Consider the following 14,124-nt stretch of genomic DNA (forward strand, 5'->3'; position numbering starts at 1 on the left):
CATCATCCGCTTCACCATCTGCGCCTTGAATGCGTCTGTGTACGGCACTTCAACCGCCTGCGCTCGCCCCCAGGGCGTCGTCAGCTCGGCACGTCAGCCGAGGCGACATCTTCCCTGACACAGGGGGAAACCCAGGACGGACAGGGAAACTGTCAGTAGATGCCTGTAAAGCTGTGTCATATTTCTCCCCCTGCACTGAAGATTAGCATTGCGCCAATCGCCGACATCATCGCCGGATACGTCTTGAATTGGAAGAGGTATGGGGCCGATTCTGGCGGTCCCGACCCTCAAGCAAGGAATCGGCAAGCAGTTCCAAGCAAGAAAGAGAGGACTTCCTTGGTGAAACCAAAACCGGGATGGCTGCGTCTACCCAAAGTTCGGCCACCGCATCAGGAGCGGGTCAAGGCCCCATACAGCGGTGCGTCAATGCCAGTGAGCGAGGCGCGCGGAGACCGGAGCGTTCCTGTGTCGGCGACGCGGAGTTGGAATCAACTCCCCTGCCGCGTCCGAATGACCGGGGCAGCGCGGCGCGGCCACTTCGGGCATTCTGCCGGGCATGGTGCCGCCTCCTTCATTTCGGACCTACGCGAAGATGCCCGCAGCGGGTCAACCGAAGTCAGCGCCCAGCCCGGGTGGCCCGTGGATCGCCCTGGAGAAGATTCATGGCGCGCAGCTCGTCATCGCCGTGCGGGCTGGACAGGTCTGGTTCGGCAAGCGAAAGGCCTGGCTGACCGAGGACGAGTCCTTCTTCGGCTGGCAGCTCATGCGGGCGCAACTGGGCTCCGCGGCCGAGCAGATGGCACAGTCGCTGGGGGCCACGACCGGCACGGTGTATTTCTACGGAGAGCTCTTCGGCGGGCACTATCCGCATCCGGAGGTGCCACCCGTGCCGGGGCTGTCCGCCGTGCAGACCGGCATCTGGTATGCGCCGGAGCTGCGCTGGTCGCCGTTCGACGTCCTGCTCGTGCGGGATGACGAAGACGAGGGCACCTTGCTGGCCCATCCGGAGCTGGAGGCCGCGGCCAAGGCAGCGGGACTCGTGACGCCTCCCGTGCTTCGACGAGGGACTCGCGGCGACATGGACAGCGTCCCCACGCGGTATCCGACACGGGTTCCCGGCGTGTTGGGGCTGCCACCCATCCCCGACAACGTGGCGGAGGGGCTGGTCATCAAGAGCGAGCTGCGCGCCTCCCCCAGCACTCGTGCCTCCGTCAAACGGAAGATCGACGAGTTCAGCGAGGGCCGCTTCGACGAGAGCGAGGCGTGGAGTCCCCACCAGTCCCTCTCGCTGGAGACGCTCGAGGAGTGGGCCGCGCGACTGGTCAACCCCGCGAGGATCGCCAGCGCCCTCTCCAAGTGCGGACGCGACCAGGTCGATACGCTGCTCGACGAAGTGGTCCTCGACGTGCGGGTGGACCTGGAGCTGGCGTTTCCTCTCGCCTATCGCTCGCTCGATGCGAAGGCGGAGGACTTCCTGTCGGCCCGGATTCGCGAGCGGGCCCTGGTGCTCGTCCGGGCCGCGCTCGCGCCACACGGTAAGTGAGAACGGATGGTCCTGAGGACAGGGGCCACGGGCGTGGGGTTGCCCCCCGTCGAATCGGACACGGTCAGCGGGTTGAATTCGTGAGTCGGAATTCGCGCTGGGCGCACAGCTCCGTGCGCCAATGCGCGCGAGGCGCGCACGAGAGCCCGGCGTCGCTACAGGGCCGTGAAGAGATACGTCGACGTCCCGCTCGCGGAGGTGAGCCCCTCCTCCGTGCTACATGCCGCCAGGTCCAGGTTCAGCAAGGTCACCACCTGCGTCACCTGCGCGCCTTGAAACAGCCCAGACGTGATGGGCCCCTGCAGGGTGGTGACGCGTTGGCCGCCCACGCTGGTTCCCACCGTGGCCGTGAAATGCCAGGTACTCGTGGCCCCGTTGTTCCACACAAAGGTCTGGTCACCCTCGCTGGCGGTCAACAACGTCGTACATGCCGCCGTATCCTCGCCTGTGAAAGTGGTCGTGAAAGAGCTCACCCCCATGGGCAGCCCCACTCCGGTGCAAAGCCCTGACAACTCTTGCCCCACGGCATGGATGAGCCTCGGCGTATTCGTCAATCCGGGCGAATAGGCCGCCTGCGTCGTTCCGGCCGGACAGGTGATGAGCAGGAGCGCGTGCGCGACGGACGGCACCATCAACAGCCCCAGCACCGTCACCGCCAGCAGCAAGGCACGAGGCGACGCGGTGGAGAACCGTGTTGGGTGAAGTTTCAGACTGGCTTGCATTCAGCCCCCAGGGAAGAAGTGCAGCGCGCCCATGCTCGCAGCAAAGGGCCATCAAATCCCCGCCTGCATGGCGGCCTGTCTGCTTCTCGACGGGGGCCCTCCAGGTAGACCTCGCGCGTACTGACGCCCATCCACCATCACCCGGCGAGCAGCCGCGCCATCCCTGGCGGGGAGGCTACCGACGCGGCGCATACCGCATCGCCACCGAGCCAGACAACCCGGTCCCATGTGGGGGCACCAAGGCCACTTCATGCAGTGCGTCAGTGCCACGCGCGAAGGCACGCGTGCGCACTTTGGGGGTCCGCGACGGGCCGCTGGAGGAGCCATGGCAGCCCTCGCCGCTCTCTCCACTGCCATCAAATGCCAGACCCCGGCGATTGCCGCAAGCCCCCCCGGTCATGCTCCACCATCACCCGTTTCACTCCAGAAGCAGGAGGCCAGGGGATGCACACGAACGTGGTGACACAACACGAGGTGGTGATTGCCGGAGGGGGCCCGACCGGGCTGATGCTGGCGGCGGAGCTGGCATTGGCGCGGGTGGACGTGGCCATCGTCGAGCGGCGCGCGAATCAGGAGGTCGCCGGCTCGCGCTCGCGCGGACTGCACGCGCGCAGCCTGGAGGTGCTCGATCAGCGCGGGGTCGTCGAGCGCTTCGTCTCGCAAGGGCAAGCAGTCCAGAACGTCGCGTTCGGGCAGACGCTTCTGGACCTCAGCGACTTCCCGACACGTCACAACCATGGACTCGCGCTCTTGCAGGAGCGCTTCGAGCACATCCTGGCGGAGTGGGTGGGTGAGCTGTCGGTGCCCATCTACCGTGGGTGCGAGGTGACGGGCTTCGCGCAGGACGACACCGGCGTCGACGTCGAGCTGTCCGACGGCCGTGCGTTGCGGGCGAAGTACCTCGTCGGGTGCGACGGGGGTCGCAGCCTTGTTCGCAAGGCTGCGGGCATCGAGTTCCCGGGGTGGGATGCGTCAATCAGCTACCTCATCGCCGAGGTCGAGATGACCGGAGCACCGGCATTCGGCATCCGCCGGGACGAGAAGGGCACCTACGCCATGGGCAAGCTGGAGGACGGCCGCGTGGGCGTCGTGCTGAGAGAAGAGCAGGTCGGCACGGGCGACGCGCCGACCCTCGATGGGCTGCGCGAGGGGCTCGTCGCGCTCTACGGGACGGACTACGGCCTGCGCCGCGCCACGTCCCTCTCGCGGTTCACCGACATGACGCGGCAGGCCGCGTCCTACCGCGACCGGCGGGTGCTCCTGGCCGGCGACGCGGCCCACGTGCACTCGCCGATGGGCGGACAGGGACTCAACCTTGGCGTGCAGGATGCCGTGAACCTGGGGTGGAAGCTGGCCCAGGTCGTGCGCGGCGTCTCGCCAGAGAACCTGCTCGACACGTACCAGGCCGAACGGCACCCCGTCGCGGCCCGCGCACTGCGGAAGACCATGGCGCAGACCGCGCTGAGCCGCGGTGACGCGCGAATGGACGCCGTGCGCGAGACGTTGGCTGAGTTGCTGCAGATGGACAGGCCACGCAAGCAGTACGCGGCGATGATGTCGGGGCTGGACGTCCACTACGAGCTGGGCAGCGGACACCCGCTGCTCGGGCGCCGCGTGCCGGACCTCGACCTGGTCACCCCCGACGGTCCCCGGCGAGTGTTCCACCTGTTGCACGACGCGCGGCCGGTGCTGCTCGACCTGGGCGAGTCCGGCACTCTCGACGTCACGCCCTGGGCGGACCGCGTTCGGAGGGTCGCTGCTCGCTACACGGGGGAGTGGGAGCTCCCGGCGCTCGGCGCGGTCACTGCACCCGTTGCGGTGCTGATTCGACCGGACGGTCACGTCGCGTGGGTCGGTGAGGGCACGGACCAGGGCCTGCGTGAGGCCTTGACCCGATGGTTCGGGCCACCGCGAGTGCCGTAACGCGTTTCGCTTGCCTCAGCGGACCATGCCCGGCGGCCTGACGGCCGCTGCGGCATGGGTGCGTCAAGGCGAGTGAGCGAGGCGCGCGAGCAGAACGTCTCCACCCTGGTGACATACGGGGTGTATTCGGGCGGGCACCGGAACGTCGATGGATTCAACGGGTCGTCGCAACGCTCGAATCCGAGGAGTTGCGATGGGAGCAAACAAGCGTCGCCGGGCTGCTCGTGCTGGGCGTCCTCCCATGCCGTCGCCCGGGCGCCCCGCGCTCGACTGCGAGTCACCCACTGGTTACGAGAAGAAGCACCGCGCTGCCGCTTGATGACGAAAGCGCGGAACCGGGGCAACCTCAACCCACGGCCTTCGGAAGCGCCCACTTTCCGATTACATTGCCAGCTTGGTCGAAAATCATGACTAACACCCACCACATGTGGCCCATAATTGCCGCAATCTTCATAACCGGCTGCACAGCCCAGACAACCAGGGCCGCATCTGACAACCATGCCTCAGATAGAGCGGCCAGCAACGCTTGCAGCAGAGCACGTACAACCCTTGAAATAGAGGCCAGAATCCACACGGATTGCACAGAAGACGAAGACTGCCATGCGGAAGATGTGCGACTAATAGATGATGGATGCTGCCTTTCAGTATCTCGAGCGTGGCAGCAAAGCCCAGAAAGTCGTGCCCTTCTCAATTCAGCATACATCCAATGCAACGGCGTAGCAGACTACTACTGCCCGAAACAGTGCGTCGGCGCCTGCATCAACAAAAAGTGCGTCGGCAAGACAGCCGCAACACACGCACCGGGGTCGCAGTAAATCCAACTGCCTGCAATAGAGCTGGTCTCGAAATTGAGCGAGCAAGCCCGGTGGCGGAGGGCGGGCCGCTGATCGACAAAGGGCCGGTCATGCCCGAAGCTGACCGGTGGATCTGACGGATGAACAGTAGCGCCTGATTGAGCCGCTGATTCCCTCTCGCCCCGGTTCCCTCTACACACGTAGAGGGACGCGCCTCCCCGCCCCTCTCGACGAATTACACAAGGTTCGGGACATGACCGGCACCCACCATGCGACAGTAGCCCCTCGAAGGGCTCAGAAGAGGCTGACTTTCGTATACAGACTGTAGCCAGCGTCTCGTTTCATCCACATGAACCGGCGGCCTTCCCTGACCTCGTTCGCGGTGAACTGGAGCGTATGGTCCGTCCCCTTCTCCAGGCACTCGACCAGCCAACCGCCCCCGTAGAGCGTGCAGTCCAGCGCCTCGACAGAGGGGCTGCGGACCGCCCAGTCACTGGCTTGCGAGAGATCTTCCCACTCCATCATCTCCCTTTGGGTCAGCTTCTTCGCATTGGCGATTCCCGTCAGACGGACGGTCTCCTGGATGGGGCCCGCCAGGAGGGCTGTGAAATCCTCGAACTTCTTCGCCTGGAGCAACTGCTGCAACTCGACGATCTTTGCGTGGACCTGATTCTTCTCCGCGTCGCTCCAGACAATCTTCTGGCCTGTCCGCCAGAGAGGAGGCTTCAGCTTCGTGGGTGCCTTGAACGTGAGCGGGGCCTTCACCTGGATGTTCCCCACGTCGGAGTAGGTCTCGGCCAGCGCTCGGTCCTTGCCCACCTTCACCGTGAGCTTTTGCAGTTTGCCTTGGACCGACTCCGCATGGCCGTCGACTTCCACCCGCAGGGTGTTCTTCCCCGGCACCACGAAGTGCTGGATGGGAAAGCCCCGCCGGAGCTCGGGCTCCATGTCCTCTTCGGGGCTGCTCACGGGATGCCGGTAGACGAGGACGTCGTTCACGAACAACCTGGGCCGCGCTTGCGGCTTGTAGGTGAACTCCACGACGAACTGGTCGGGAATCGTGCCCGCAGGCTCGGACTTGAGCCGCACCTGGACCTGCGCATGCGCCGCTTCCACGAAAGCGAGACAAAACATCAGAAGCATGCGGCTCGCATTCCCTACCAACCACTGACCCGTACGCACGAACAACCTCCAGGGCTCACTCCAGCGATTGCGTCGAAGGAACCGACGCAACCGGCCTGGAGCCAAGTCTGAGACCTTCTACCACGGTGCCTGACCCAAACGAGGCAGGCAGCCATTCAGCGGTCGAGCCTGGGCCCGTCGACCCGGAAGTCGAACAAGAAGTATGGAGGCACGCACGCGCCTGTTCCAGGAGCGCTGCCTGGGTAACGGCTGCAGCCATAGTCGTCGCGGCAGGGTTCGTCGACGGAACAGGTGCGCGTGGTCATGACCGCCACGAGCCCTTGTTTCTGGACGCAGTCTTCAATCGAGTCCTCCTGCGGAAAACAGACCTGCTCATAGCCGGAGACGAGCATCGGCGCGCACACCGAGGAGCCCGAGCGCGCGCCGGGCTGGGCGCACGGCACGGTGCAAAACCCGAGCGGGAACCCGTAGCGATTGGCGATGCACGGAATGGCGTCCGAGGACTGCCCCTGACACACCTCAGGTGGATCGGCGACGATCTGGTCGCCGCTCGCGCCAGGGCGGGCGACCACTCGGGCATTCTCACACGCGTCGCCGGAGGTCGGAATCGCGGACGCGCAGTACCCGACTTCGTCGTGATGACTGTCGCGGCACTTGAGCCCGGTCTGGCACGTCCAGTCCGCGAAGGTTGGATCTCCGAGACCACAATGTGAGCCGTAGAAGCCGGCGGAGGTGGGGTGTTCGGGAAACGGTCGCGGCTCAGCGAACGCCGTCCCATCCGCCACGCTCGCGAGCATCCGTGCCCGCCAGCCGAGTTCCTCATGCAAGTGCGGCGAGACGCCAACCGCGAGGGCGTTGAACGTCTGGTTCGGGTCTCGCTCCTCGCCGGGGAGATGAAAGCCCGCCACGGACCGGCTTTGATGGCAGCCAGTACACGTGAAGCCGTCGAGCCGTCGCAGCAGGCCCCTCGGGGAGCGAACCAGCTTCGCCTTGGCATAGGGGAGCTCGGCGAACACACGCGAGTCGACCTCTGCCTTGAAGAGGGAGCTGAAGACGCGATTGGCGGGCCTGGAGAGCCCTCGGGGGCTCACCGAGATGGCCCGCGTGGCCAGGAACCGGTCCGGAATGACGGAGCGCCCGGCGTCGATGTCCATGAAGCTCTTCACCATCCAGTCCGTCAGCGCCTTGCGCTCCGCCGGATTGAGGTCCGCCCGAGGCGTGTTGAGGAGCGGCCGTGGGACGAGGCGATTCGCTTTCACGTCGAAGGCCCTGAGGACGTACTCCGCGTGGTCGTCCGCCTCGGGGGTTCCCGGCCCGTGCAGATTCTGGAAGTTCGTCTCGAGGCGGCTCATGGGCGGCAGTTGGGTCACCATCCGCCCCACCGCGACGGTTCGCTCGGAGGCGCTCACCGGCAGCTCGCGCCACTGTCTGGCAATCGCCCCGCAGCTCGCGCCCGGTCCCATGGGCAACGGCCGGATGACGTTGATGGTCATTGGCAGGCGGACGACGGGCCGGCCTTTCGGCTGGAGTGAGAGGCGATAGATCAACCGGAACTGGCCACACTCCTTGGGCGTCGAAAAGCGCATGTCGAGCCGGTTGACCACGCCCACCAGTTGGAAGCGCGCGTGGGGCGAGCGCAACCACTTCGGATCGAAGACGTAGTTCAGGCGCTGGGTGTCGAGCGGGAACTGGCTGAAGGCGACGCCGTCCCGACTGGACAGCTCGGCAAGGTCGCGCTCGATGACCGAGACGAAGGACGCATACCGTGGAGAAGTGAGGAGGCTCTGCGCGTCCTCGGCCGGAGCGCCCAGCTGCTGACCGAAGGCCAGCCCCTGCCGCTCCAGGAGGATCAGCTCCGCGGGGTCAGAGAGGAGCAGCGCGGGTTCGCGAGCGGGCGAAGGAGGCACTCGCGCGGCGGGCGCGGGCGAAGGAGGCACTTGCGCGACGGGCACGGGCGAGGGAGGCACTTGCGCGGCGCGCGGTTGGCTTGCCGTGGAGCTCGGAGCGCGGGCTGGAGGGCGATCCTGCGGTTCGCTCGAACAGGCTGCGCATATGAATGCAAGCGTGGTCGCGATAGCGCGCGATTCGGAAAGGCGTGCTCTGGACTGGTTCGGTTGCATCGCCGCACCTTTCGTATGTCCTGGGGAAGTGGGCGTGATCCGGTTCGATGGACAGGTTGACGACGCCGCTGCTCTTTCGAACCCGGCCGGTGCAGCGTAGCCGATTGCCGAGGGCATGCGCTGTGCACCGTCCTTCTTCACCAACCCCCATGTGCCTGCCCTCCTGCTACCAGCGCGCAGCAGGAGGGCAGATTTCTTCCCGACCCAACCAGGCGCTAGAAACCGACGGCCTGGAGGGCGGCGCCCATCTCACCCGGGCTCTCTCCGCGTGTCTTCGTATCGCCGAGCCCGAGCTGGCCATAGTCGTTGTCACCCCAGCACTTGACGTCGCCATCGTCGAGGGTGACACAGGTGTGGGTGCCAGTCGTGAGTGACGTCGCGGTTCGGCCCGTACCGAGGTTGACCGGAGGCAGCGCGTCGCCCATTTGAGCTGGGAGCTGACCGCGGTTCTTCGAATCGCCGAGTCCGAGCCGGCCACTCTCGTTGGAACCCCAGCACTTGACGGAGCCGTCATCGAGGAGCGCACACGTGTAGAATGCACCCAAGGAGAGCGCCTTCGCGGTCCGCCCCGTGCCGAGGTTCACCGGGGGCAGCGCGGCAGCCATCTCCCCGGGACCGTCTCCTCGGGGCTCCGTATCGCCGAGCCCGAGCTGGCCATATTCGTTGTAACCCCAGCACTTGACGGAGCCGTCATCGAGAAGCGCACACGTGGAATAGCCACCAGCAGCGATGGCCCGCGCGGTCCGCCCCGCGCCGAGCTCCACCCGGGGCAGCGCGTCGCCCATCTCGTCCGGGTCATCTCCCCGGTCTTCCGTATCGCCGAGCCCGAGCTGGCCAAAGACGTTGTAACCCCAGCACTTGACGGTGTCATCGTCGAGGAGCGCGCAGGTGTGACCAGAACCCGCGGCGAGCGCCTTCGCGGTCCGCCCCGCGCCGAGGTCCACCGGCGGCAACGCATCTCCCATCTCCCCCGGGCCATCTCCGCGGTTCCTCACATCGCCGAGCCCGAGCTGGGCACGGTCGCTGTCACCCCAGCACTTGACCGTGTCATCGTCGAGGATTGCACACGTGTAATCACTGCCGTTGGCGGCGAGAGCCTTCGCGGTCCGCCCCGTGCCGAGGTCCACCGGCGGCAGTGCCTCATCCATCCCTCCAGGAACAGCTCCTCGGCTCTGCGTATCCCCGAGCCCGAGCATGCCAGCGATGTTCCTCCCCCAGCACTTGACCGCGCCACTCTCGAGGAGCGCACAGGTGTAGTAGGCACCGAGGTGGAGCGACGTCACCTTCTGACCCGCGCCGAGGCGGACGAATGGGAGCAGGTCGCCCATCTCACCTGGGCCGTCCCCGCGGTTGGCCGCATCCTCGAGCCCGAGCTGACCATATTCGTTGAAGCCCCAGCACTTGACACGTCCGTCCTGGAAGACCGCGCAGGTGTGCAGCGGCCCGGCGACAACCGAGTTCGGAACATCGTCACGGACGCGCACGGCGACCGAGCCGGTCGCGGTCGTGCCGTGAATGTCGGACACCTGGTACTCGAAGCTGGCTGCGCCCGCGAACCCGGGCGTCGGTGTGAACTTCACCTCGTCGCCGACGAGTTCAACCGTGCCGTGGTCCGCGTTCGCGACCTGGCTCACCGTCAGCCCATCACCCTCCACATCGCTGTCATTGGCGAGGAGCTTCGCCACCGAGAGGGTCAGCCCGCCATTCATTCGGGTGACGGCCGAATCGGCGCTGGCAACGGGAGCGTCATTCACGGATTGGACGGTGACGGTCACCGTCGAAGTGCTGGTGTTCGTCCCATCGCTGACCGTGTAACCGAACGTCGCCGTCCCGAAGAAGTTCGCCTCCGGGGTGAAGGCGACATTGCCGCCCGCCAGCGTCACGGTGCCCTGGGTCGCGTTGCCAACGACGGTGACAGCGAGTGAGTCGCCGTCCGCGTCGGTGTCGTTGGCGACGAGCGTGGTAGCCGGGATGACCACGGCGGTGTCCTCGTCGGTCCTCACCCTGTCCGCCACCGCGACCGGGGCCTTGTTTGCCGGAGGAGTCGGCGGTGGCTTCTCCCCTCCTCCTCCTCCACACGCGGCGAGGACCCAGGAGCCAAGAAGGATGGCGCACCGGATGTCAGGGAAGAATCCCGGGGGGCAGGCGAACCGCGACAGCCACCGCGTGGAAGAACGACTCATAGACAGACGACCAAGCTGATGTTTCACCAGTTCCCCTCATGGAAAGACGCACCACCCCTCGCGAAGAACCCCAACGGGATGCTGCCCCCCCATAACGGGGCCTGGCGACGCAGGTCGCAGAGCCAGACGCTCAATTCAACGAGATGGCCTCATCCGAGGAGTCACCAGGTCCCGGAGGGAGGGAACGTCGGACCGTGTGCGCGGGACGCATCAGAACACGCCCGCGAGCCCCAGCGCGGCACCCTCCGGGCCCAGCGCGGCCACGGGCAGGGACTGCGTGTCGGGCCACAGGAGCAGCAACGCGCCGCTCAGCACCGCGAGGCCTCCCGCGCCATAGAGCAGGCCGCTGGTGGTGTTGAGGTCGTGGATGCGGCCGTTGCGCCGGGCGACCTCCTGCTGCGGCAGGCCCGAGGTGATGCCGTCGCGCTGGCTCTTCGCCTCCAGCGTGGCCCATGCGCCAGCGCCCAGGGAGAGTGTCCCGAGTGAGAGCGCCCCCCACCCCAGCGGCCTCCTCCAGCTCCACGGGCCACCTCCGTCCGACTCCACCAGCGTGAGTGGGGGCGGCCGTGGCTCGAAGCCCGCCACGAAGTCGCGTCCGAATGGCAGGGTGAAGATGTGCTGGAAGGCCGCGTGCGCCGCGCCGCGCGAGGCCACTCGGGGCGCCTCGGCGGACAGGGACTCCAGGTGGACGACGTCCTGGGTGGTGGGCAGCAGGTACTCGGCTTCGTCCTCCACGCGCCTCAGGAAGACGGGGCCGCGTGGGGGCGGGCGCAAGAGGCGCAGGGGCTGACCGGCGGCATTGTGGAACTCCGCCAGCCGCACACCATTGGCGTCCTCCAGCAGGTAGTGCGCGCCCCGGGCGCCATCGACCTCGAGGCGACGCTCCAGCCCGGCCCGAAGGTCCACGAGCTGCTCGGAGCCCTTGGGCGGGCGCGCGTGGACCTGGGGACGGAAGCGCTCGTTGGGGATGGCCGCGTTGGCGCGCTCCACGAAGGCGGCGATCTCCCGGTAGCTCACCTGCCCGTCACCGTCCGCATCCGCTGCGCCGAACAGGCCCGAGCGCACCTCGTGGTTGAAGATGCCCGCCTCGAAGGCCTCCCACTCGTGGCTCTCCCGGGCGGAGGACGTGGACAGCAACAGACCCACGTTGTCCGCCAGCGCCAGGCCCACCGCGCGGGTGAAGCCCGCGGGCAGGGGGCGGCGCTGTCCACCCGGGGCGCGGCTGTAGGCGAGGAAGTACGAGTAGCAGGCGTCGACGATGAGGTGGACGCGGTCCGCGCCGAGGCGGTCCACCACATCGGTGGCGAGCATCCGGCCCGTGAGTGGCCCGTCCTCGAGGCTCACGTAGCCCTCGCCTTCGCGCACGTTGCCGTGGCCGGCGTAGATGACATAGGCCACGGTCTCCACGCCGCGCCTGCGCGCGAGCGAGATGTCCTCACCCAGCTTCTTCACAGCGGAGGAGAGCTCGGCGTGGTTCGGGTCCAGCGCCTCCGCTGAAGCCTGCGGGTGCAGCCGGCGCGTGTTGTCGTCCAGACGCGCCAGGAGGTACGTGCGCGCGCCGAGCATCCGGAAGAGGTCGAGATAGCGCGCGGCGTCGTCGTCCGCGAACCGCAGCGTCGGCGCATCCGGTTCGTGTCCCCGGTTGACGCCGATGACGAGCGCGAAGGCAGCGGTGTGCGGTGGTGCAGGTGCCCCGGTTGTATGGGGTGACGCGGGCGAGGTGGCGGTGTGTGGTAGCGCGGGCGCGGCGGCCGGGGGCTGCGATGTGTGTTCCCCGGTCGCGGGCGGTGGCGCGAGCACGGAGGCCGTGTGCGTCGGCGCAGTCACTACGGACAGAGGCATGGCGCCCACAGCGCCCGTGGCCAGCAAGGTCAGGAGCGAAGCGGCGGCTTTCATGGGGCAACCTGGAGTGTCATCGAGGTGGTATCCGCCCCCGCGGGGAGTCTCGACTCCAGCGGTCCAGCCGCGAGCAGGGCCTCCAGCTGCTTCACTGTGAGCGGCGAGTCCAGGAAGACAGCGTGGAGGGTGAGGAGGCCCGGCGCCAGCGGATGAGAGATGGCCTCGGGCAGCTCTCGCAATTCACCGCCAGGGGGAATCGGGAGGGCGGAGGGATCGCTGGCCGGGTCGGTCCAGCTCGGGTGGTACCAGTAGACGTGGCCCGCGGCGTCGCGGGCGAAGACCATGAGATAGCGGTGGCCATCGGGATTGCGGAAGGCGAAGGCCAGCTCCTGGTCGGGCTTCAGCGTGGGGCCGAGGAGCGATGTGTGCCCTCCGGGCTCCACCGCATAGGCCAGGAGCCGCGCATCCCCGCCTCGCGTCCCCACGCTCCGCGCCGTGAAGCCATCATCGCCAGTCGTCCCCACGCGAGGAAGACCGAGCACGAGCAGCCCCAGGCAGGCCATCGCGACGGGGACGAGGAGCCAGGGGCCGCGGCGAGCAGCGCCGTCTGAGCCGAGGACGAGGGCGAGCAGGGGCCATCGGCTCGGAGACGGGGACGCCGGGTCGTCCAGGCCGAGCCCCCGCGCCAGCCGCGTCCTCGCCTCCGGAGCCCGAGGATCCAACCGGGCGAGGAGGAGTCGGCGCTCGTAATGCTCGCGGCACCTGTCACAGTCCGGGAGATGGGTCCGCAGGCGCCGCTCATCCGGGGGCGAGTCGCGGCCAGAGAAGTGGCGGTCGACGAGGGAGAGGAAGTCACAGGTGGAAGTCATCGTGCCTCCGGGGTGAGGAGGAACTTCTCCAGGAGCCGGCGGACCCGCAGCTCCTGATAGGCGAGAGTGGTGCGGTGCATCCCCAGGGCGGTCGCGGCATCCCGCTGGCTGAGGTGCCGCACGAAGCGAGCCTCGAAGACGGGCGCCCACTTCGCCGGGAGCCGCTCGCGGCGGAAGCGCTCCACCAGGAGGTCCGCATCGAGCTCCAGCTCCGGGGGCGCGGGAGGCTCCACGTCACGGGGCTCGGCGGCGAGCTGAGCCAGGGCGGCCCCCTCCCGCTGCCGCCTGCGCACGCGGTCCACCGCGAGGTTGCGGGAGAGGGTGTGGAGCCACGCGGATAGCGAGCCTCCCTTGAAGGAGCGCCGCGCGAACTCGTCGGACATGAGCCGGAGGAAGACGTCGTGGACCACTGTCTCCGCGTCCACCGCCGGCAGGACGCGGGTGGCGGCCCGGTACACGGTGTCGAAATGCTCGCGATAGCACGCGTTCAGCACCGGGCGGTCCCCGGCGTGGAACAGAGACAGCCACCGGCGTGCCTCATCCGGGACGCCGTCTCTCATGAGTCCTGCCTCAAAGGGGGTTGCCGGGTCCACGCAAGGCCCAACGTCCGGTGCCGAGGAGTTGGACGAATCGATTTTTCTCCCGGGGGCATCCCAACCGATACGGACTGTAGGCGGAATGCAGGCCCCAAAAAATTCGGGCGCGGCTTCATGGGGGTGGGTGAGACGGGCGAGGTCCTCGAGTTCCAGCGTGGGCAAAGCGCCCGGCACGCTCGGGAAGGTAGAAGACTTCGTCCACCTCCGACCCGCCCGGCGTTGGAACCGCATATGACCTACCGCGCCCTCGTCCTCACCCTGGCTCTCGGTGCCACACTGACCGGGGGCTGTGTCTCCGAAATCCAGGAGGCGGGCCTCCCCTGCCCCTGCTCAGTGGGCTGGACCTGCTGTGAGGGGGAGTGCAGGCCCGGCGCCGGTCCTCAGGACTGCGG

At 67.4% G+C, this 14,124-nt stretch carries 9 protein-coding genes; 2 read left to right on the forward strand and 7 right to left on the reverse strand.

Annotation, left to right across the window (positions count from 1 at the left end; genetic code table 11):
- The first annotated feature begins 592 nt into the window (after window positions 1-592).
- On the forward strand, window positions 593-1,543 hold the full coding sequence (locus FJV41_RS41075; RefSeq protein WP_246137735.1) for an RNA ligase family protein: 951 nt from the start codon (window positions 593-595) through the stop codon (window positions 1,541-1,543).
- Window positions 1,544-1,698: 155 nt separating this feature from the next.
- Here the strand turns inward: FJV41_RS41075 and FJV41_RS41080 are convergent, their stop codons facing one another.
- Complete coding sequence (locus FJV41_RS41080) at window positions 1,699-2,265, reverse strand: hypothetical protein (protein ID WP_141648085.1); 567 nt, start codon at window positions 2,263-2,265, stop codon at window positions 1,699-1,701.
- Between the two features lie 444 nt (window positions 2,266-2,709).
- Between FJV41_RS41080 and FJV41_RS41085 the strand changes: the two genes are divergently transcribed.
- Complete coding sequence (locus tag FJV41_RS41085) at window positions 2,710-4,188, forward strand: FAD-dependent monooxygenase (RefSeq protein ID WP_141648086.1); 1,479 nt, start codon at window positions 2,710-2,712, stop codon at window positions 4,186-4,188.
- Between the two features lie 1,088 nt (window positions 4,189-5,276).
- Here FJV41_RS41085 and FJV41_RS41090 read toward each other — a convergent pair.
- The 6 genes from FJV41_RS41090 to FJV41_RS41115 all read right to left on the reverse strand — a co-directional run bounded on the left by FJV41_RS41090 (window position 5,277) and on the right by FJV41_RS41115 (window position 13,696).
- Window positions 5,277-6,125, reverse strand: coding sequence for a hypothetical protein (locus tag FJV41_RS41090; RefSeq protein WP_141648087.1), 849 nt, complete (start codon window positions 6,123-6,125; stop codon window positions 5,277-5,279).
- Between the two features lie 155 nt (window positions 6,126-6,280).
- The gene (locus FJV41_RS41095) at window positions 6,281-8,077 is read right to left on the reverse strand and encodes a hypothetical protein (RefSeq protein ID WP_141648088.1); all 1,797 of its coding nucleotides are present in this window, start codon (window positions 8,075-8,077) and stop codon (window positions 6,281-6,283) included.
- A gap of 383 nt (window positions 8,078-8,460) precedes the next feature.
- Window positions 8,461-10,428: an RCC1 domain-containing protein gene (locus FJV41_RS41100; RefSeq protein WP_141648089.1), complete on the reverse strand. Its 1,968-nt coding sequence runs from the start codon at window positions 10,426-10,428 to the stop codon at window positions 8,461-8,463.
- A gap of 210 nt (window positions 10,429-10,638) precedes the next feature.
- On the reverse strand, window positions 10,639-12,324 hold the full coding sequence (locus FJV41_RS41105; RefSeq protein WP_246137736.1) for a hypothetical protein: 1,686 nt from the start codon (window positions 12,322-12,324) through the stop codon (window positions 10,639-10,641).
- Window positions 12,321-13,136 (reverse strand): anti-sigma factor, encoded by an 816-nt coding sequence (locus tag FJV41_RS41110; RefSeq protein WP_141648090.1) that lies wholly within the window; start codon window positions 13,134-13,136, stop codon window positions 12,321-12,323. The genes FJV41_RS41105 and FJV41_RS41110 overlap by 4 nt, the downstream gene beginning before the upstream one ends.
- On the reverse strand, window positions 13,133-13,696 hold the full coding sequence (locus FJV41_RS41115) for an RNA polymerase sigma factor (protein WP_141648091.1): 564 nt from the start codon (window positions 13,694-13,696) through the stop codon (window positions 13,133-13,135). The genes FJV41_RS41110 and FJV41_RS41115 overlap by 4 nt, the downstream gene beginning before the upstream one ends.
- Window positions 13,697-14,124 lie beyond the last annotated feature (428 nt).

The sequence above is a fragment of the Myxococcus llanfairpwllgwyngyllgogerychwyrndrobwllllantysiliogogogochensis genome, from assembly GCF_006636215.1.
GTDB lineage: Bacteria > Myxococcota > Myxococcia > Myxococcales > Myxococcaceae > Myxococcus > Myxococcus llanfairpwllgwyngyllgogerychwyrndrobwllllantysiliogogogochensis.

Excerpts from the sequence above, each read along its gene's own strand:
- FJV41_RS41075 (WP_246137735.1), top strand. The coding sequence starts at position 593 with ATGCCCGCAGCGGGTCAACCGAAGTCAGCGCCCAGCCCGGGTGGCCCG.
- FJV41_RS41080 (WP_141648085.1), bottom strand. The coding sequence starts at position 2,265 with ATGCAAGCCAGTCTGAAACTTCACCCAACACGGTTCTCCACCGCGTCG.
- FJV41_RS41085 (WP_141648086.1), top strand. The coding sequence starts at position 2,710 with ATGCACACGAACGTGGTGACACAACACGAGGTGGTGATTGCCGGAGGG.
- FJV41_RS41090 (WP_141648087.1), bottom strand. The coding sequence starts at position 6,125 with ATGCTTCTGATGTTTTGTCTCGCTTTCGTGGAAGCGGCGCATGCGCAG.
- FJV41_RS41100 (WP_141648089.1), bottom strand. The coding sequence starts at position 10,428 with ATGAGTCGTTCTTCCACGCGGTGGCTGTCGCGGTTCGCCTGCCCCCCG.
- FJV41_RS41105 (WP_246137736.1), bottom strand. The coding sequence starts at position 12,324 with ATGAAAGCCGCCGCTTCGCTCCTGACCTTGCTGGCCACGGGCGCTGTG.
- FJV41_RS41110 (WP_141648090.1), bottom strand. The coding sequence starts at position 13,136 with ATGACTTCCACCTGTGACTTCCTCTCCCTCGTCGACCGCCACTTCTCT.
- FJV41_RS41115 (WP_141648091.1), bottom strand. The coding sequence starts at position 13,696 with ATGAGAGACGGCGTCCCGGATGAGGCACGCCGGTGGCTGTCTCTGTTC.